Genomic DNA, 19576 nt, shown 5'->3' on the forward strand with positions numbered 1-19576 from the left:
CGGATGCCAAAAATATAATTTTTCGATTGTTGCTGCCTAAATTCGCAAACAATAATGCGATTCGTTCTCATTTATATTTAGATTGAATTGACATGCATACCACTCTCACTCTCCGCTTGTCCCCGCTGGCCCTTATGTTGCACCTGGCGTTCGCCGCCCAGGCTCACGCCGCCGAACCCACCGACACCACCCTGCCGAGCGTCACCGTCACCGGTGAGGCCGCCAAGGACGACTACCTGGTCAAGCGCACCAGCGCCGGCACCAAGACCGACACCGCCATCCGCGACCTGCCGCAAACCGTGACCGTGATCAACCAGGCGCTGATCAAGGACATCAGCATGCAGAGCATGGCCGATGTCGCCCGCTACGTGCCGGGCATTGGCATGGCCAATGGCGAGGGCAACCGCGATGCGCCGATCTTCCGCGGCAGCGCGAATGCTTCGGGCGACTTCTACATCGACGGCGTGCGCGACGACGTCGAGTACTACCGCGATCTGTACAACGTCGAGCAGGTGGAAGCGCTGACCGGCCCGAATGCGATGATCTTCGGCCGTGGCGGTTCGGGCGGCCTGATCAACCGCGTCACCAAGCAAGCCAACTTCGGCGCACCGGTGCGCGCCGCCGACCTGACGCTGGGCAGCTACCAGAACCGCCGCCTCACCGTCGATGTCGGCCAAGCCATCAACGACACCATGGCGTTGCGCGTCACCGGCCTGGTGGAAGACTCCGAAGGCTACCAGCGCAATGCCACGCTGAAACGCTCCGGCATCAATCCGACGCTGGCCATCCGCCCGAACAAGGACACCCACATCGTGCTGGGCCTGGAGCACTTTGAAGACAAGCGCGCCGCCGACCGCGGCGTGCCGTCGCAGAACGGTGTGCCGATGGACCTGCCGGTTGACGCCTTCTTTGGCGATGCCAGCGCCGACAGCCGCCCTACCCGCGTCAACTCCAACGCCTTCAGCGCCGTCATCGATTATGAAATCGGCGGCGGCATGCATCTGTCGAACAAGACCCGCTACACCGACTACGACAAGTTCTACCAGAACTACAACGCCGGCGCGATCAACGTCAAGGCCGGCACGGTGCCGATCTCCGCGTACAACAACCACCAGTGGCGCAAGAACCTGTTCAACCAGACCGACCTGACCTTCGACGTCAGCACCGGCGGCGTCCGCCACAAGTTCCTGACCGGTTTGGAACTTGGCAAGCAGGACACCGACTACCTGCGCACGACCGGCCTGTTCTCTAACAACAGCACCTCCATCAACGTGCCGCTGGCCAGCCCGGACGGCAGCCTGCCGGTCAACTACGTGCTCGGCGGCAGCAGCGCCGACCGCGACGGCAACAGCACCGCCAAGATCGCCGGCGTCTATATCCAGGACCAGATCGAACTGACGCCGCAATGGCAACTGATCGCCGGCCTGCGCTACGACAGCTTCAAGCTGGATTACCACAACAACGTGGCGGCCGGTCTGCGCGCCATTCCAGCCAGCGCCGCCGATCTGTCCAGCAGCGACAGCCTGGTGTCCCCGCGCGTCGGCCTGCTGTACAAACCGGCGCCGGCCGCTACCCTGTACGCCAACTACAGTGTTGCGTCGTTTCCGCGCGGCGGCGACCAGTTGAGCAGCCTGACCAGCATCAACCAGGGCTTGAAGCCGGAAAAATTCATCAACTATGAAATCGGCGGCAAGCTGGAAATCAACCCAGACCTGCTGGCCACGCTGGCGGTGTATCGCCTGAACCGCAACAACGTGGCGGTGGTCAATCCCGCCACTGGCATCGCCGATCGTTTGGTCGACGGCCAGCGCACCAACGGGGTGGAAATTGGCATCAACGGCAAGCTGACCAGCGCGTGGAGTATCAATGGCGGCTACGCCCACCAGGACGCCAAGCTGCTGGCCACCGCCTCCGCCACCGCGCTGAACGGCGCCATCGTCGGCATGGTGCCGAAGAACACGCTGTCGCTGTGGAATCGTTATGACTTCACGCAGGCGCTGGGCGCCGGCCTGGGGCTGATTCGCCGCGACGATATGTTTGCGTCGACCAGCAACACGGTGGTGCTGCCGAGCTACACGCGGGTGGATGCTGCGCTGTTCTACACCATCAACGCGAACTACAAGCTGCAGGTCAATGTCGAGAATCTGACCGACAAGAAGTACTACCTCTACGCCAACGGTGACAACAACATCACCCCAGGCTCGCCGCGCGCCTACCGCGTCAGCCTGCACGCCAACTTCTAAGTTGCACGGCCTGCCAGCGCAATGCTGGTGGGCCTTCTACGTACCAACCACAGTTGCGAATGAGTCGCATTTGCAATATGATCGGCATTTTTCCTCCCACAATTTCCTTCATGACCAACATCTCCCGACCGCGTTTCTTCTACCTGTTCTTCGCCGCGCCATTGGCTTGCGCGCACTTGCCTGGCATGGCCCAGACGGAGGACGAGCAAGTCCTGAAGGCGGTGCAAATCACCGCAGCCCGCGCCCAGGGCTTCACGCCTAACACGGTCGAGGCCGGCAGTTTCCGTGGTTCGGACGTGATGGAGGTGCCGTCCACCGTTAATGTCATCACGCGCGAAGTGCTGGACCTGCAAGCGGCCGGCGGCCTGTACGACGCGGTGCGCAACACCGCCGGCGTCACCCGCCAGCAAAACGGCGGCGACACCTGGGACCAGCTGGTGATTCGCGGCATCGCCGTGGAAAACCGCACCAACTACCGCCTGAACGGCTCGGTGCCGATCATGAACTTCTCGCAGGTGCCGATGGAGAACAAGGAGCGCGTCGAAGTGCTCAAAGGCGCCTCGGCGCTGTACTACGGCTTCACCTCGCCGGCCGGCGTGGTCAACTTCGTCACCAAGCGCGCGGGCAACACGCCGGTCACCAGCGCCGGCCTGACGCTGGATGACCAGGGCACGGCGGTGGCCAACATCGATGTCGGCCGCCGCTTCGGCGAGCAGAACGAATTCGGCGTGCGCATCAACGCCGCCGGCGGCGCGCTCGGCACCTTCCTCGACCACGTCGGCAACGGCAACCGCGAGTTCGCTTCGGCCGCGCTGGACTGGCGCGTCAACAACCGCCTGCTGCTGAAGGCCGACCTGGAATACGATCACCGCAAGGTCACCGAGGAAGCCGCCGTAACGCTGCCGACCGCCGTCAATGGCGTCATCACGCTGCCACGCGCGGTCGATCCTTCGCGGTTGGTCGGACCGGAGATGGCCAAGTTCGACGCTACCAGCAAGCTGGCCGCACTGCGCGCCGACTACGCGCTGGGCGACGGCTGGGCGTTGACCTTGGAAGGCGGCCACTCGGAAGTGGCGCGCGATCGCAATCTGGCAATCTTCCGCTTCACCAATAACGCCACTGTCGCAACCGGCGCTGGCCGCATCACCGGCAACCAGCAGCACCACGTGGTCGGCTCGGACAGCCTGCGGGCGGAACTGTTTGGCACCGCTGTCACCGGTCCCGTCAAGCATGAGATCACTTTCGGCGTGAGCCGCACCGACAAGAGCCAGGACCCGATTTACCAGAGCAACTACACGGTCGCCGCGCAGAATCTGTACGATCCGGTACCGATTACCGCCATCACCTACGCCGCCAAGCCGACCACGCCCACCACGGCGGCGCTGGACACCAGCGATACCGGCGTCTACGCGCTGGACCGCCTGACCTTCTCGCCGCAGTGGCAAGTCATCGGCGGCGTGCGGAAGGTCAATTACAAGAGTGATCAAGGTGTAAACCACTACACGGCTGACAAAAACACGCCGATGGCGGCGGTAATCTACCGTCCGTTGGCCGACCTGTCGTTCTATGCATCGGCCGCGCAAGGTCTGGAGGAAGGCGAGCCGGCGCCGACCGGCACCGTCAACCAGAATGAACGCATGGCCCCTGGCGTCAGCAAGCAGAAGGAACTGGGCGTGCGCTGGCGCACGCCGGGCGGCACGCTGCTGTCGGCGGCGCTGTTCGATATCAACCGTCCTGGCTATTACACCAATACCGCCAACGTATTTGTGGCCGATGGCGAACAGCACTATCGCGGCGTGGAGCTGTCCACGCAGGGGCAGTTGGCGCGCAACCTGGCGTGGCAAACGTCGGCGCAGTTGCTGAATCCCGAGTTCCGCAAGATCAGCGACGCCTACAACGGCAAGCTGCCCGAGAACGCTTCCAAGCAAACCGGCAGCGCCTTCCTGTCTTATGCGCTGGACGACTATCTGCCGGGCTTCTCACTGAACACCGGCGCGTATTACACCGGCCGTCGTCCGGTCAACGATCTGGATCAGGCCTTCCTCGGCGGCGTGACGCTGTTCACGGCCGGCGGCCGCTACATCACGCAAACGCTGGGCAAGCGTACCACCTGGCAGATCAACGTCGAGAATCTGGGCGCCAAGCAGTACTGGGCAGCGGCCGGCACCCGTCTGGCAGCCGGCGCGCCGCGCACCGTCAAGCTGACCATGAAGGTAGACCTTTGAGCGCGCGCCGCACCTTGATGGCACTGATGCTGGCGGGCGGCCTGACGCTGGCCTGCAACGCCAGCGCGCAGCAGCCGGCGACACCGGTAGCCGCGTCCCTGGTGTCGAAGCCAGCACCCTTCCCCGGCAAGAAAATCATGCTGGTGGTTCGCGTCGAGGGCAAGAGTTTGCCGTTTGACGAGAAAATCAAAGCGCATCTGGAAGCGCGCGGCTACAAGGTCACGCTGCAGAGCCAGTATGCGCCGGTGCAGCAGGCACAAGGAGCGGATTTGGTGATTCTGTCAGCCACCATCCGCAGCCGCGACCTGCTGGGCGCTTACCGCGACATCAAGGCACCGCTGATGACCTGGGAAATGGACCTCCTGGACGACCTGTCCATGACCGGCAAGCGCGCCGGCACCGATTACGGCACAGTAGAAAAATCACGTTACGTCTGGCTGGTCAACGCGCCGCACCCGATGGCGGCGGGACTGCCGGCTGGCGTGATCGACATCTACCAGAAGCAGGCCACGATGAGCTGGGGCAAGCCGGGCCTCGGCGCGACCACCATCGCGACCATCTATGGCGAACCTGAGAAGGCGGCCATCTTCGGCTACGAGCGCGGCGCCACCATGGACTACGAAAGCCTGGCGCCCGCACGCCGCGTGATGTTTTTCTTGGATAACGAGACGTTTACCAATCTGTCGCCCGCTGGCGGCCAGTTGTTTGACGCCGCCGTCGACTGGGCACTGGCCGCACCGCAAGGAGCCAAATAATGGCGTCATCATGCCGCTTTCGTTCGCATCTTCGCCTGCTGCTCGGCGGCCTTCTGGCAGCCAGCACGGCCAGCGCGTCGGCTGCCGGCGCCAGCCGTTCGCTGGACGCCACCCTGCCCACTTATCAGCCGCAGCGCGTCAGCATCTCACCAGACGCCAGCTACCTGGCGGCCGACGGCGCGGTGCACCTCTCCGGCGCCGAGCACGTCCAATACATTGTCGAACGCTTCAACACGCTGTTCACCAGCAGCCATCCCGACATCCGCTTTGCGGTGGACGGCAAAGGCACCACCAGCGCCGTGCCACTGCTCATGCACGGGAAGACCCTGTTCGGCGCCATGGGCCGTGCCATCAACCCGATCGAAGCGGTCCCGTACCGCAAGATTGTGGGCGCCGACGCGCTGGAAATCCGAATCGCCCGCACCAGCAGCGACACCAGCGGCCATCTGGCGACCACACTGGCGGTGTACGTCAACCGCAGCAATCCGCTGACGCAAATCAGCGCAGAAAACGTCGCCCGCATCCTTTCCATCAGCAACCCGAACGGCGACTATTCAGCCTGGGGCCAGCTCGGCCTGAAAGGTGAATGGACGCAACGCGCGATCCACCCATACGGCACGTCGGAATACACCGGCTTTGGCGACTACTTGCAGCAGACACACCTGCACGGCCGCCAGCTCGCACCGCTGCACGAGCAACTGGGCAACACCGAAGCCATCCTCAAGCGCATCGGCAGCGACCTGGCCGGCATCGGTATCGCGGCCATCGGCATGGAGAACCCGCAGGTCAGGCAACTGGCTATCCTCAACGAAGCACGCCAGCTAACCACCGGCACCCCGGCCGAAGTTTCCGATGGCAGCTATCCATATGGCCGCTGGCTGTATTTCTACGTGCGCCGGCTGCCCGGCAAACCGGTCGACCCACTCGTGCGGGAGTATCTGCGGCTGGTGCTGTCGCTCCATGGCCAGCAGATCATCGCCGACCAGCCAGACGGCTACATCCCGCTGACCGCCGCCCAAGCAGCGGCTGAACTATCGAAACTGGATTAATCGCCATGCCCAAACAATTAACCAGCCGCATGCTGCTGGCCGCTGGCGTACTGCTATGCGCCGGCCATTCCGGCGCCGCCACGTCCGCCCCGGCGCCGGACGCCAGCGCAGCGCCGTACGTGCCTCAGGCCGTGACAGTCACCGCCAGCCAGCCGTATGTGCTGCGCGATGGTAGCGTCGCCATCGTCGGCAACGACGGGCTGGAAGACGTCATCCAGTCGCTGAACGCGCTGTTCACCAAAACACACCCTGCTGTGCGATTCAGCCTGCGCATGGAGGGCTCGTCGGCCGGCATGCCGGCGCTGACTGCCGGCGCCTCCGCTTTCGCGCCACTGACGCGCGATATGTGGCCCGGCGACCGCAGCGCTTTCCGCCAGGTTTTCGGCTACGACGCAACGCCGATCCGTATCGGCTACAACGGCCACGGCCCGCGCCCCCCCCGAACAAGACGCCGCCGGCCGCCTACGTGAATCTGAACAATCCACTGCCCGGCCTTAGCATCCAGCAGTTTGCGCAGATCTTTACTGCCGGCGCACAGCAAGGCGACCTCAACACTTGGTCACAACTTGGCCTCAATGGCGAATACGCGCAACGCCGTATCCACGCTTATGGGCTGCGCGACGACGGCGGCTTTGCCACCGGGATGCGCGTTGCGCGCTTCGGCGGCAGGCCGTTCGCCATCAAATACGAAGCCTTGCCAACCCGGGAAGCCGTGTTGCGCGCCGTGGCAGCCGATCCGTTTGGCATCGGTTTGCTGGGCTGGGTGGACGCCGCCAAGACCACCAGCCAAGTGCGCGTGCTGCCGCTGGCCACCAACAACGGCGGCGACTATCACACGCCGGCCTATGATGAGGTGCGGCGCGGACAATATCCGCTGTCGGCCGCAGTCCAGTTCTATGTGAACCGCGCGCCGGGCAAAGCCGCTCGATCCGTTGGTGCGCGAGTATCTGCGACTCGCTCTGTCGCGCGAAGGACAGGATATCCTGGCGCGCCAATACGCCTCGGAAGAAGGCTATGTACCACTTAGCCCGGGCGACCTGGCACAGGAACTGGCCAAGCTCGAAGCGATGCAGTAGCGGCCGCGCCAGCATAACTGATCCTGCACAGGTCGCACTGGCCGAGTGCACCGCCTTCGGTCGAGCCGCAACAGCGCGCCCGAGCGGTACCGTGCCAGCCGCTGATCTTTCGCTTCCACCGACTAAGACGGTTTAAATCGCTGGCTGCAAATAAAAGGCCGTTGATGACTTAAACCAAATCATCGACTGCCTTCTATTTTTTCTTACAAATCAATTAGTTATAGCGAGCTCTTCACTCCCACTCAATGGTCGCAGGTGGCTTGCCGGAAATGTCATAAACAACACGGTTGATACCGCGCACTTCATTAATGATGCGGTTGCTTACCTTCCCCAAGAGCGAGTGCGGCAGGTGTGCCCAGTGCGCCGTCATGAAGTCTTGCGTCTGCACGGCGCGCAACGCCACCACGTATTCATAGGTGCGGCCATCGCCCATCACGCCCACCGATTTGACCGGCAGGAACACGGCGAACGCTTGCGAGGTGGCGTCGTACCAGTTCTTCGGCACGGCATCCTGGTCGAAGCCCGGCACGATGGTCGCTTCGTACGGGGTGTTGCGCAGTTCTTCGATGAAGATGGCGTCGGCCTGGCGCAGCAGGTCGGCGTATTCCTTCTTCACTTCACCCAGGATGCGCACGCCCAGGCCCGGACCTGGGAATGGATGACGGTAGACCATGTCATGCGGCAGGCCCAACGCGACGCCCAGCTTGCGCACTTCGTCCTTGAACAGTTCGCGCAGCGGTTCCAGCAGCGACAGTTTCATGTGCTCCGGCAGGCCGCCGACGTTGTGGTGCGACTTGATGGTCTGGCCCTTCTTGCCCTTGCCGGCCGACTCGATCACGTCCGGGTAGATGGTGCCCTGCGCCAGCCATTTGGCGTTGACCAGCTTGCCCGATTCCTTGTCGAACACTTCGACGAATTCGCGGCCGATGATCTTGCGCTTCTGCTCCGGGTCGCTGACGCCGGCCAGGTGGCCCATGAACTGATCTTCCGCATCGACGCGGATGACTTTGACGCCCAGGTTGTTGGCGAACATGTCCATGACCATCTTGCCTTCGTTCAGGCGCAGCAGGCCGTGGTCGACGAACACGCAGGTCAGCTGGTCGCCGATGGCGCGGTGGATCAGCGCCGCCGCCACCGACGAATCGACGCCGCCCGACAGGCCCAGGATCACCTCATCGGTGCCGACTTGCGCGCGGATTTTCTCGACGGCTTCCGAGATGTAGTCCGGCATGTTCCAGTCCGATTTGCAGCCGCAGATTTCATGCACGAAGCGGCTCAGCATGACCTTGCCCTGCTCGGTGTGGGTCACTTCCGGGTGCCACTGCACGCCGTAGAAGCTTTTCTCTTCGTTGGCCATGGCGGCGATCGGGCACGACGGCGTGTCGCCCATCAGCACGAAGCCTGGCGGCATGTCCAGCACCTTGTCGCCGTGGCTCATCCAGACCTTTTGCATGCCATGGCCTTCTTCGGTGACGAAGTCGACGATACCGTCCAGCAGACGGGTGTGGTTGCGCGCGCGCACTTCGGCGTAACCGAATTCGCGCACTTTGCCGTTCTCTACCTTGCCGCCCAGTTGGGCCGCCATGGTTTGCATGCCGTAGCAGATGCCCAGTACCGGCACGCCCAGGTCGAACACGGCGTCCGGCGCGCGTGGCGCATCGCCTTCCAGCGTCGAGCTGTGGCTGCCCGACAGGATCACGCCGGCGGCGCCGTAGTTGCGCACGAATTCGTCGCTGACGTCATACGGATACACTTCCGAGAACACGCCGGCATCGCGCACGCGGCGCGCGATCAGCTGGGTCACTTGGGAACCGAAATCGAGAATGAGGATTTTAGAGTGCATGGAGTTTGAACCAGGTTGAATATAGAAAAACGCCGGCGTCGGCCGGCGTTTGCAAGGTCTTAGTCGCCCGAACGGTAGTTCGGCGCTTCCTTGGTGATCTGCACATCGTGCACATGCGACTCGCGCATGCCGGCCGACGTAATCTCGACGAACTCGGCTTTGTTGCGCAGTTCATCGATGGTGGCGCAGCCGCAGTAACCCATCGACTGACGCACGCCGCCTACCAGCTGGAAGATGATCGCCAGCACCGAGCCTTTGTAGGCCACGCGGCCTTCGATACCTTCCGGCACAAACTTGTCGGCCTTCATGGTGGCGTCCTGGAAGTAGCGGTCGGCCGAACCATCCGACATCGCGCCCAGCGAACCCATACCGCGGTACGATTTGTACGAACGGCCCTGATACAGGATCACTTCGCCTGGCGCCTCTTCGGTACCGGCAAACATCGAGCCCATCATCACGGTCGAGGCGCCGGCTGCCAGCGCTTTCGAGATATCGCCCGAGAAGCGGATGCCGCCGTCGGCGATACATGGCACGCCGGTGCCTTCCAGCGCTTCAGCAACGTTGGAGATGGCAGTGATTTGCGGCACGCCCACGCCAGCAACGATACGGGTGGTGCAGATCGAGCCTGGGCCGATGCCGACCTTGACCGCATCGGCGCCGTATTCCACCAGTGCTTTGGCAGCAGCGGCGGTGGCGATGTTGCCGCCGATGACGTCCACGTGCGGGTACTTGGTCTTGATCCACTTCACACGGTCGAGGATGCCTTGCGAGTGACCGTGGGCGGTGTCGACCACCAGCACGTCCACGCCGGCGGCGACCAGCAGGTCGATGCGCTCTTCATCCTTGGCGCCGACGCCGACCGCGGCGCCGACCAGCAGCTTGCCCTGCGAGTCTTTCGACGCCAGCGGGTGCTCGTGCGATTTCTGGATATCCTTGACGGTGATCAAGCCGCGCAGCTCGAACGCGTCGTTGACCACCAGCACGCGCTCCAGGCGGTGCTTGTTCATCAGGCGCTTGGCTTCGGTGGTATCGGCGTCTTCCTTGACGTACACCAGCTTGTCGCGTGGCGTCATCTTGGCGCGCGCTTCGGCGTCCAGCTCTTGCTCGAAACGCAGGTCGCGGTTGGTGATGATGCCGACCACTTCCTTGCCTTCAACCACAGGGAAGCCGGAAATGCCATATTGCTCGGTCAGCTTGATGACGTCGCGAATCTTCATGGTCGGCGGGATGGTGATCGGATCACGCAGCACGCCGGCCTCGAAGCGCTTGACGCGCGCCACTTCACGGGCCTGATCTTTCGGATTCAGGTTCTTGTGAATGATACCGATACCGCCCTCTTGCGCCATGGCGATCGCCAGACGCGCTTCGGTGACCGTGTCCATCGCTGCCGACAGCAGGGGGATGTTCAGGGTGATATTGCGGGTCAGACGGGTTTTGAGGGACGTATCCGCAGGCAGGACGTTGGAGTACGCTGGGACGAGCAGCACGTCATCGAATGTGAGTGCTTTTTGAAGTAGACGCATAGCATTTCCTATAGGCGCAAAGCGGCATTATACAGGAACCGGGATTAATTGTCTGCAACTTGCACACGCAACGCCCCACATCGGAGAATCGCACGCATACATCGAGAAATATCTGTGGAAAAGTCTGCGGCAGGCTGCCTTTCGTCGCTGCTGGCGTTGCTCATTGCCCCGGCCGGATTGATGCCACGCGTGCTGGCGCTTTGCAGACCCCGGACAGCTTCCCCGGTCAAGCCGAATGGTATCGAGTGCACCCGCGTCAACAAAAAGGCCGCCCTAAGGCGGTAATGCCGTTCAGTTGAGCTGAAATTTCACATCGCCATTCCCACGACAGCGGGATCCATCGCACGTCTGCCAGACAAACGCGGTATGGGTTCCCGCTTTCGCGGAAACGACGTCGCTTAACTGTACGAGATTAGCCTTTAGGCGGCCTGTCGACGTGCGGTAGCTTATGAACGCTGGCGCCGGCGAGCTATTGCACCAACCAGACCCAGGCCGACCAACAACATGGCGTACGGTTCTGGCTCGGGTACAGCCGAGATATTCAGCACCACCTTGGTGTTTGAATTAAAAGAAAGGCTTTGCCAATTGATTGCAAGGACATTGCCGAAGACGGAAAAGTTGCTCACGCCGAAACCAACCATATTCGTGCTGCCATCAAGGGTGTAGCTGGAAAAGTTCTTGGTGAAATTCGTCAGGATCAAACCGTTGAAAACGGCCGGGCTCCAGAAAGTATCGGGCGTAAAGTGATCCGCGATGATTTGCGTATCAGTGATTCGCAGTTGAAAGTTACCTTGAGGATCCGTGAAGACATCGGATGTCCCTACCACTATGGTGCCGAAATCATTGTAGTGAGACGCGGTGTCCGGATAGTAGTAGGTAGCGTTAATTGTGTCGCCGTTAGCCCCGGCAAACGCAGAGTTCATCCAGAATCCAGCAACTAAGATGGACACTGCGGCCGTACGTAATACTTTTAAGAAATTCATGATCACCCCTATTGGTTAAATTTATTGAATATGCGTCGGATCCCCTGCGACGCGCAATCAAGATATCACCTTGGCAATTTGAATTCAATATTCATAACTTTTTTATTGCATTCCACAGCATTCCCGGCCGAGACAGTGTCGATCGAACAACGATCTGAGTACATTGGCTGCTGTTCGCCGTCACCGCACCACCGACACGCCGGCGTCACGAAATTCCTGCGGGACGCTGTCGCACGGACCATGCCGAAACAGGCGGTACGTGAACCTAAGACTCACCGTACCTTCGCCGGCTAGCCTTCCATTTTAATAGTAAATAGCTATCATGCATTACAACAAAATGCGTAATAATATTTACAATATAATTTAGAGGCCCGCTATGCCCCAAGTTATCCAGGAAACGTACAGAGGATGGGAGGTCACCATTCGATGCAGCCATATCGCAAGCAAGGTCGCGCACCCGTCGCGCTACACCGCTATTGCTGAAGCTGAACTGCTGCCAGGAGAGAATCCGGGCGACTGGGTCGACTCCAGAATGCAGGTATTGAGCACGGGGGGACGAAGTTTCCCAACCGGCGATGGATGCATCAGCATCCTGCTCGACGAGACGAAGCAACTGATTGATGCATTGCGTCGCTAACTAGACCAGCTTCTTTTATTCTATCGACGGCGCGGCATTTTGGCCTTGTCAGGCGCAACGCGCGGCGACGCCGATCCACGTGTCAGCCGATGGTGAACGGCTCGCCCTCGTCTTCGGTGTAACGCACCGGGCCAAGTTTGTTCTTCGAAATCAGCTCGCTTAGCGTCGACGACGCATCGTGCGCGATCTTTTCATGCGCGAAGATCCATTCCACGATCTGCTCTTCGCGCACGCGGGAGGCGCTGGAAAATTCGAGGGGTTCCGTCTTGTTCTGGTACCAAACGTTGTAAAAGGGCATGCCAATCTCCTGCAGTAATGTGTCCGGTCATTCTATTCAGGTGACGCCTCGCCAGTCTACTGCCTAAAGGTAAAGGCTGTGGCCGTACACACATTGGGGCAAAAAAAAGCCGCCCTCAGGCGGCTCGTCTGGTGCGCGCTTACTTAGCCGCGGCGCTGGCGGCGACGTGCCACATAGCCCATCATGCCGATGCCCATCAACATCATGACGTAGGTCTGCTCTTCCGGCACGGACGACACCAGCGCCAGTGCGTAAGAACCTTTGGTGTTGCTACCCGATACCAAGCCCTTGACCTCGATATGATACGGGCCAGCCGCAGTCAACGGCAGATCGTAAGACGTGCCGTCGCCTGAGTAGGAGACGATCGCCGCGCCGGACGAACCCGACACGCCGCCATACACGGTGTACACCAGACTGGCGATATTGGTCACCTGCGTGCCGTGCAGGGTCAGGTACAACGGATTGGCCGACGAACTCAGGTACGGGTAAGGTACGGTGAAGTCGATGGTGTCGGTGAACGAGCCCGAGGTGTGATTGAAAATTTCGGACCAGGGATTGAGTGGATCAGTCGGTATTACCCCCGCATTCACCTGAATGTCGTTGGCCGAGGCGACGCCTGCGGACAGCGCAAACAGAATCGATGCGAATATCATTTTTGCTTTCATGAATGCTTCCCCTTTAGATTAAGGACCAGCAGTTCCGCTGGCAGGACAATCTCTTGGCAGAGATGGTTCATCTTAGCCATCCTCTTCAATAAGGTGTTGGTCACATTATCGTAATTATAATTAATTTGAAAATAAACAACAGAATTTAACAATTTCTTTGATTTGCAACAATCTTGCTCCAGTTGACAGTTGCTCGGGATCATGGCGAAATCATAGATCTTCAGGGAGTGCATTTATGAACCATCGTGACATTTTTTATGCAAGCCTCTTGCTGATCGCCGCACCGCTGGCAATGGCCCAGTACATCTGGGTCGATGACAAAGGCGTCAAGCAACTATCCGACCGCCCTCCACCGCCGAACATCCCCGAAAAACGCATCCTGAAGGCGCCCGGCAAGCCGCTGTTCAATCCCTACGCGCCAGCCGAGCCGGAACCCGCCGCCAAGCCAGCGACCACGTCCGGCCCCACCCTGGCCGAGCGTAATGAGGACTTCAACAAGCGCAAGCTGGAAGACGCCGAAGCCGCCCAGCGCGCCGCCGCCGAGGCCCGCAACAAGGCCCAGCAAGCCGCCAATTGCGACGCCGCCCGCAAGAATCAGCAGGCGATCGACCAGGGCGTGCGCCTCAGCAGTTTCGATAAAAATGGCGAACGCAGCTATATGGACGATGCCCAGCGCGAAGATTTGCGTAAAAACACGCAAAAAGTGTTAGCCGAATGCAAATAACTACGCTTACTTTCGGCTATCCTGCCGTATGATATCGCTATCAGTATCAATATCAACATTAATCAAGTGTCATCAATGACGAAGACTCAAGCGGGCAAGAGCCGCGCCAGTGGCCGCATCACGCTGGCGATGGTGGCCAACAAGGCCGGGGTGGCGACCATGACCGCCTCGCGCGCCATTACCCAGCCGGAGATGGTGTCGCAGGCGTTGCGCGACCGGGTGGACAAGGCCGTTGTCGAACTGGGCTATGTACCCAACCGCGCCGCCCGCGCGCTGGCTTCGTCGCAATCGAAAGTGATCGCGGTGCTGGTGCCGTCGCTGTCCAACGCCGTGTTCACCGAGGTGCTGGCCGGCATTCAGGACGCGCTGGACGCCGACGATTACCAGATCCTGATCGGCAACACCCGCTATTCCGACAAGGAAGAGGAAAAGCTGATCAACACCTACCTGCAATCGAATCCCGACGGCATGCTATTGTCCGGTCTGAGCCACAGCCCGCGCGTGCAGCAGATGCTGTCCACGCTGCGCATGCCGGTGGTGTCGATGATGGACATGTCCAGCGATCCAGATCAACTGACGGTCGGCTTCTCGCAATTCCAGGCCGGCCACGCGATGACGCGCTATCTATTAGACAAAGGCCACAAGCGGATCGGCTTCATCGGCGCGCAACTGGACGAGCGCACGCTGCGCCGCGCCGAAGGCTACCGCAAGGCGATGCAGGAAGCCGGCCTGGCCGACGTCAAGCTGGAAGTGATGGTGGCCGAGCCGTCCACCATCGCCCTCGGTGCCGAGCTGGTGGGCCGCATGCTGGCGCAGGCGCCGGATTGCGACGCCATCTTCTGCTGCAACGACGACCTGGCCCACGGCGCCATTTACCAGTGCCAGCGGCGCGGCATCGCGGTGCCGTCGCAGCTGGCCATCTGCGGTTTCAACGATCTGCCCGCCTCGGCGTGGATGAATCCGTCGCTGACCACCATCGGCACGCCGCGCTACCGCATCGGCTTCGAGGCCGCCACCCTGCTGCGCTCGGTGATCAAGGGTGACAATCCTGTCAATAAGCAGGTGGACCTCGGCTTTACGCTGATGGCGCGCGAAAGCGCTTAGCTGCTGCCTGGCCCATGCATTGCTGCTGCGGCGCAGCATCGATATTCCTTTACAATTTTTCCAATTTGTCTAAACTCGCTGGAAACTGTTAGCGCTATCATGCATTTGCAAATCAATGACTAATCAAAGACAAACTCGCTGGGTGGTAATGGGCGTCAGCGGCTGCGGCAAGAGTTCGGTTGGGCTGCAGCTGGCCGGCGCGCTGGACGTGCCCTTCCTGGAGGGCGACACCTACCATTCTTACGCCAACGTCGCCAAAATGACGGCTGGCGTGCCACTGACCGACAGCGACCGCGCCGATTGGCTGCAAGCGCTGCACCAGCAGATCCGCGACGCCCGCCTGAAAGACAGTGGACTGGTGCTGTCCTGCTCGTCGCTGAAGCGCCGCTACCGCGACCTGTTGCGCAGCGCCGATCCAGCGTTGCGCTTTGCGCACCTGGCCGGACCGCGCGAGCTGATTGCCAGCCGCATGGCCGCACGCAAGGATCACTACATGCCGACCACGCTGCTGGACAGCCAGCTGGCCGCGCTGGAGCCGCTGCAGGAGGACGAAGCCGGCATCGTGCTCGACATCGGCAAGCCGCCGGCCGAGCTGGTCCAACAGATTTTGCACATATGATAGTTACCGCTATCAAAAACAGGCTCTCTCCGGAACGGCAACCCGTTCCGTTCAGGCAGTGATAACCTTGCTGCCTGCTTTTACATGCGCTTGACGATGACAGTGAACAAACAACTGACCTGGCGGGAAAAAATCAGCTACGGCGTGGCCGATATGGGATTCAATTTCTATTGGACCAACATCGCCACCTTCCTGCTGATTTATTACACCGACGTGTTCGGCATTTCTGCCGCCGCCGCCGCGTCGATGATGTTCATGATCAAAATCATCAACGCCTTTACCGATCCAATGATCGGCGCCGCCGCTGACCGCACCAGCACGCGCTGGGGCAAGTTCCGCCCCTACCTGATCTGGGTGCCGCTGCCGCTGGCCTGCGCCGCCGTGCTTACCTACACCACGCCCGACCTGTCGGCGGACGGCAAGATCATCTGGGCCTACGGCAGCTACCTGGCCATGATGGTCTGCTACACCTGCATCAACATCCCGTACAACGCGCTGTCCGGCGTACTGTCGGCCGATCCGCAGGAACGCTCCACCGTCAACGGCCTCCGCTTCATCTTCGCCTTCGCCGGCGGCACTGTGGTGACGGCGGCCACGCCGGCGCTGGTGCACTGGCTGGGCGGCGGCAACGATAAACTGGGCTGGCAGCTCACCATGCTGACCTGGAGCGTATTCGCCTCGCTGCTGTTCGTGCTGACTTTCCTGAACACGCGCGAGCGCATCGTCCCGGTCTCCACCCAGCAGAGCAACGTCTGGCAGGACGTCCGCGACCTGTCGCAGAACCGTCCCTGGGTGGCGCTGTTTTTCCTGGCGCTGATTATCATGATCACTATCACGCTGCGCACCAGCAGCGCGGCCTACTACTTCAAGTACGTGGTGCAGCGGCCGGAGTTGATGGCGACCTTTGTGCCGGCCTATATGCTGTCGGCCGCCGCCGGCGCCTCGCTCACGCCGCTGATGACGCGCTTCGTCGACAAGAAGAAGCTGATGATGATACTGATGACGATTACCGCCGTGCTGTCGTCGGCCTTCTTCTTCGTGCCGAAGGACCAGGTGTGGCTGATGTTCGCGTTGCAGATCGGCATGGGCCTGGCGCTCGGCCCCAAGTCGCCGCTGGCCTTCTCGATGTACGCCGACACCGCCGACTACAACGAATGGCGCACCGGCCGCCGCGCCACCGCCATGACCTTCGCCGCAGCCACCTTCTCGCAGAAGCTCGGCACCGCGATTGCGGTGGCGGTCATCGGCTCGATCTTCACCCAGTTGGGCTATGTCGCCAACGCCGTGCAAAGCGCCGGCTCGCAGGCGGGTATTGTGTGGCTGATGTCCTTTATTCCGGCCGCCTTCGCGCTGCTTGCGGTAGCCGTGATGTTCTTCTATAACCTCGATAACAACAAGCTGCTGCAGATCCAGGCCGATCTGGACGCGCGCAAGATCTGACGGAGAGTGATGATGCTACGCCCAACCCACAACGGCGACCGCTACGAATTGAACAGCCCCACCGCGATGCCGCAAGCCGCCGGCTTCCTGTGGAATCAGAAGATGATGATACAGGTGACCTGCCGCGGCTACGCCACCGCGCAATTCATGCAGCCGGAGCCGGCCAAGTATGCGCATGCGCCCAACCTGGAGGCCAAGACCTTCATGCAGCCGGAGCAGAACTACTACGCCCATCATCCGGGCCGCTTCTTCTACATCAAGGACGAAGAAACCGGCGAACTGTTCTCGGCGCCATATGAGCCGGTGCGCGCGCCGGTGGACAGCTACGCCTTCTCGGTCGGTAAGGCCAATCTGGCATGGACCATCGAACACCTGGGCATACGGCTGGAACTGACTCTCGGTTTGCCTGTGGCGGATGTGGTGGAGTTATGGTCGCTGCGCGTGACTAATCTGTCGGGCCGCGCGCGCAAGCTGAGCGTCTATCCCTACTTCCCGATCGGGTATATGTCGTGGATGAACCAGTCGGGCGAATATCGCGCGGACCTGGGCGGCGTGGTGGCCAGCAGCGTCACGCCGTATCAAAAAGTGGCGGACTACTTCAAGCAGAAGGACTTCAAGGACAAGACCTACTTCCTGTGCGAGCAGGCGCCGGATGCGTGGGAAGTGCGCCAGTCGGCGTTTGAAGGCGAAGGCGGTTTGCATGCGCCGTCAGCCGTCACCGCGCAGCAGATGGGCAATAGCGACGCACGCTACGAAACGCCGACCGCCGCCGTGCAGTACCGCGTGACGCTGGCCGAAGGCGAGGCGCGCGACTACCGCTTCCTGTTCGGCCCCGCGTTTGACGATGCCGAAATCCAGGCGGTGCGCGCCAGATACCTGAGCGCCGAGGCGTTCCAGTCCACTGCCGACGACTACGCCGCCTACGTCGCCAGCGGCCACGGATGCCTGCGCATCGAAACGCCGGACGCGGACCTCGACAACTTCGTCAACCACTGGCTGCCGCGCCAGGTGTTCTACCATGGCGACGTCAATCGCCTCAGCACCGATCCGCAAACCCGCAACTACCTGCAGGACAATATGGGCATGAGCTTCATCAAGCCCAGTGTGATGCGCAAAGCTTTCCTGCACGCGTTGTCGCAGCAGGAAGCCACAGGCGCCATGCCGGACGGGATTCTGCTCACCGAAGGCGCGGAACTCAAATACATCAACCAGGTGCCGCACACCGACCATTGTGTCTGGCTGCCGGTGGCGCTCAAGGTCTACCTCGACGAAACCGCCGACTACGACATCCTCAATGAAGACGTGGTGGGCACGGAGACCGGCATCGCCCTCACCGTGTCCGAGCGCGTGAGCAGCGCCATGGACTGGCTGCTGCAGTCGCGCGACAAGCGTGGTCTGAGCTACATCGCGCAGGGCGACTGGTGCGATCCGATGAACATGGTCGGCTACAAGGGCCGTGGCGTGTCCGGCTGGCTGACCGTGGCCACCGCCTACGCGCTCAATCTGTGGGCCGAGATTTGCGAGACCAGCGGCGCCAGCTCCTCGCTGGCGGAAAGCGCCAAGCATTTCCGCGCCGGCGCCCGCAGCGTCAATCGCGCCGCCAACGAACACCTGTGGGACGGCGACTGGTTCGCGCGCGGCATCACCGACGACAACGTCACCTTCGGCATCCGCAAGGACAAGGAAGGCCGCATCTGGCTCAACCCGCAAGCCTGGGCCATCCTCGGCGGCGCCGCCAATGCCGGCCAGCGTGCATCGATGGTGTCGCAAGTGGAGCAGCAGCTGGTGACGCCGTACGGCGTGCAGATGTTTGCGCCGCCGTTCAGTGCCATGCGCGACGATGTCGGCCGCGTCACGCAAAAGCATCCGGGATCGGCGGAGAACGGCGCGGTGTACAACCACGCGGCGATCTTCTACATCTACAGCCTGTACACGATCAACGAGAGCGACCGCGCCTACGAACTGCTGCGCCGCATGCTGCCCGGCCCGAGCGAGGCCGATTACCTGCAACGCGGCCAGCTGCCGGTGTTCATCCCCAATTATTATCGCGGCGCGTACCACGAGTATCCACGCACCGCCGGGCGTTCCAGCCAGTTGTTCAATACGGGCACCGTATCGTGGGTCTACCTGTGCTTCATCGAAGGGCTGTGCGGCTTGAAGGGCAGCAGCGATGGCCTGACCGTCAAGCCGCAGCTGCCGTCGCACTGGGATGGCATCAAGGTGGTCCGCCAGTTCCGCCACGCGACCTTCAACGTGTCTATACAACGCGCCGACGTCAACGAAATACAGGTGTGGCAAGACGGTAAGCGTTTGACTGAAAACGTTATCAAAGGTATCGTTGCGGGCGGAGCATACGCGTTGGAGGTTCTGATCCCACGCTAAATTAACTTAA

Annotated in this window: 17 protein-coding genes; 12 read left to right on the plus strand and 5 right to left on the minus strand. The window is 61.3% G+C overall.

Annotated elements, in window-relative coordinates:
* Positions 1 to 92: 92 nt before the first annotated feature.
* The 6 genes from HH213_RS27115 to HH213_RS27140 all read left to right on the plus strand — a co-directional run bounded on the left by HH213_RS27115 (position 93) and on the right by HH213_RS27140 (position 7299).
* The gene (locus HH213_RS27115; protein WP_169114346.1) at positions 93 to 2243 is read left to right on the plus strand and encodes a TonB-dependent receptor; all 2151 of its coding nucleotides are present in this window, start codon (positions 93 to 95) and stop codon (positions 2241 to 2243) included.
* A gap of 110 nt (positions 2244 to 2353) precedes the next feature.
* Positions 2354 to 4468 (plus strand): TonB-dependent siderophore receptor, encoded by a 2115-nt coding sequence (locus HH213_RS27120; RefSeq protein WP_169114347.1) that lies wholly within the window; start codon positions 2354 to 2356, stop codon positions 4466 to 4468.
* A 26-nt stretch (positions 4469 to 4494) separates the two neighbouring features.
* A complete protein-coding gene (locus tag HH213_RS27125; protein ID WP_371875720.1) occupies positions 4495 to 5223 on the plus strand; it encodes a hypothetical protein in 729 nt (242 codons plus the stop codon).
* Positions 5223 to 6272, plus strand: coding sequence for a PstS family phosphate ABC transporter substrate-binding protein (locus HH213_RS27130; protein WP_169114349.1), 1050 nt, complete (start codon positions 5223 to 5225; stop codon positions 6270 to 6272). Before HH213_RS27125 ends, HH213_RS27130 begins: the two co-directional genes overlap by 1 nt.
* Before the next feature lie 5 nt (positions 6273 to 6277).
* Positions 6278 to 6742: a type 2 periplasmic-binding domain-containing protein gene (locus tag HH213_RS27135; RefSeq protein ID WP_169114350.1), complete on the plus strand. Its 465-nt coding sequence runs from the start codon at positions 6278 to 6280 to the stop codon at positions 6740 to 6742.
* Complete coding sequence (locus HH213_RS27140) at positions 6739 to 7299, plus strand: PstS family phosphate ABC transporter substrate-binding protein (RefSeq protein ID WP_169114351.1); 561 nt, start codon at positions 6739 to 6741, stop codon at positions 7297 to 7299. Before HH213_RS27135 ends, HH213_RS27140 begins: the two co-directional genes overlap by 4 nt.
* Before the next feature lie 281 nt (positions 7300 to 7580).
* Here HH213_RS27140 and guaA read toward each other — a convergent pair whose 3' ends face one another.
* The 3 genes from guaA to HH213_RS30370 all read right to left on the minus strand — a co-directional run bounded on the left by guaA (position 7581) and on the right by HH213_RS30370 (position 11697).
* Positions 7581 to 9191 (minus strand): glutamine-hydrolyzing GMP synthase, encoded by a 1611-nt coding sequence (gene guaA / locus HH213_RS27145; protein WP_110849761.1) that lies wholly within the window; start codon positions 9189 to 9191, stop codon positions 7581 to 7583.
* 59 nt (positions 9192 to 9250) lie between these two features.
* Complete coding sequence (gene guaB, locus HH213_RS27150) at positions 9251 to 10714, minus strand: IMP dehydrogenase (RefSeq protein WP_110849760.1); 1464 nt, start codon at positions 10712 to 10714, stop codon at positions 9251 to 9253.
* Between the two features lie 446 nt (positions 10715 to 11160).
* Complete coding sequence (locus HH213_RS30370; protein WP_229263184.1) at positions 11161 to 11697, minus strand: FxDxF family PEP-CTERM protein; 537 nt, start codon at positions 11695 to 11697, stop codon at positions 11161 to 11163.
* A 376-nt stretch (positions 11698 to 12073) separates the two neighbouring features.
* Here HH213_RS30370 and HH213_RS27160 point away from each other — a divergent pair, with 376 nt between their 5' ends.
* Entirely contained in the window at positions 12074 to 12334 is a 261-nt protein-coding gene (locus tag HH213_RS27160) for a hypothetical protein (RefSeq protein ID WP_169114352.1), read from the plus strand.
* Positions 12335 to 12416: 82 nt separating this feature from the next.
* On the opposite strand, the gene HH213_RS27165 is transcribed toward HH213_RS27160, so the two are convergent.
* Complete coding sequence (locus HH213_RS27165) at positions 12417 to 12632, minus strand: hypothetical protein (RefSeq protein ID WP_169114353.1); 216 nt, start codon at positions 12630 to 12632, stop codon at positions 12417 to 12419.
* A 143-nt stretch (positions 12633 to 12775) separates the two neighbouring features.
* Complete coding sequence (locus HH213_RS27170; protein WP_169114354.1) at positions 12776 to 13285, minus strand: FxDxF family PEP-CTERM protein; 510 nt, start codon at positions 13283 to 13285, stop codon at positions 12776 to 12778.
* A 247-nt stretch (positions 13286 to 13532) separates the two neighbouring features.
* Here HH213_RS27170 and HH213_RS27175 point away from each other — a divergent pair, with 247 nt between their 5' ends.
* From HH213_RS27175 to HH213_RS27195, 5 genes are all read left to right on the plus strand, one after another.
* The gene (locus HH213_RS27175; protein WP_169114355.1) at positions 13533 to 14021 is read left to right on the plus strand and encodes a DUF4124 domain-containing protein; all 489 of its coding nucleotides are present in this window, start codon (positions 13533 to 13535) and stop codon (positions 14019 to 14021) included.
* A gap of 75 nt (positions 14022 to 14096) precedes the next feature.
* A complete protein-coding gene (gntR, locus tag HH213_RS27180; protein ID WP_110849754.1) occupies positions 14097 to 15125 on the plus strand; it encodes an HTH-type transcriptional regulator GntR in 1029 nt (342 codons plus the stop codon).
* Between the two features lie 115 nt (positions 15126 to 15240).
* The gene (locus HH213_RS27185; RefSeq protein ID WP_229263185.1) at positions 15241 to 15744 is read left to right on the plus strand and encodes a gluconokinase; all 504 of its coding nucleotides are present in this window, start codon (positions 15241 to 15243) and stop codon (positions 15742 to 15744) included.
* Between the two features lie 96 nt (positions 15745 to 15840).
* The gene (locus HH213_RS27190; RefSeq protein ID WP_169114356.1) at positions 15841 to 17184 is read left to right on the plus strand and encodes an MFS transporter; all 1344 of its coding nucleotides are present in this window, start codon (positions 15841 to 15843) and stop codon (positions 17182 to 17184) included.
* Between the two features lie 9 nt (positions 17185 to 17193).
* Positions 17194 to 19566: a GH36-type glycosyl hydrolase domain-containing protein gene (locus tag HH213_RS27195; RefSeq protein ID WP_229263187.1), complete on the plus strand. Its 2373-nt coding sequence runs from the start codon at positions 17194 to 17196 to the stop codon at positions 19564 to 19566.
* Positions 19567 to 19576 lie beyond the last annotated feature (10 nt).

The organism is Duganella dendranthematis, assembly GCF_012849375.1.
In the GTDB taxonomy this organism is placed as follows: domain Bacteria; phylum Pseudomonadota; class Gammaproteobacteria; order Burkholderiales; family Burkholderiaceae_D; genus Rugamonas; species Rugamonas dendranthematis.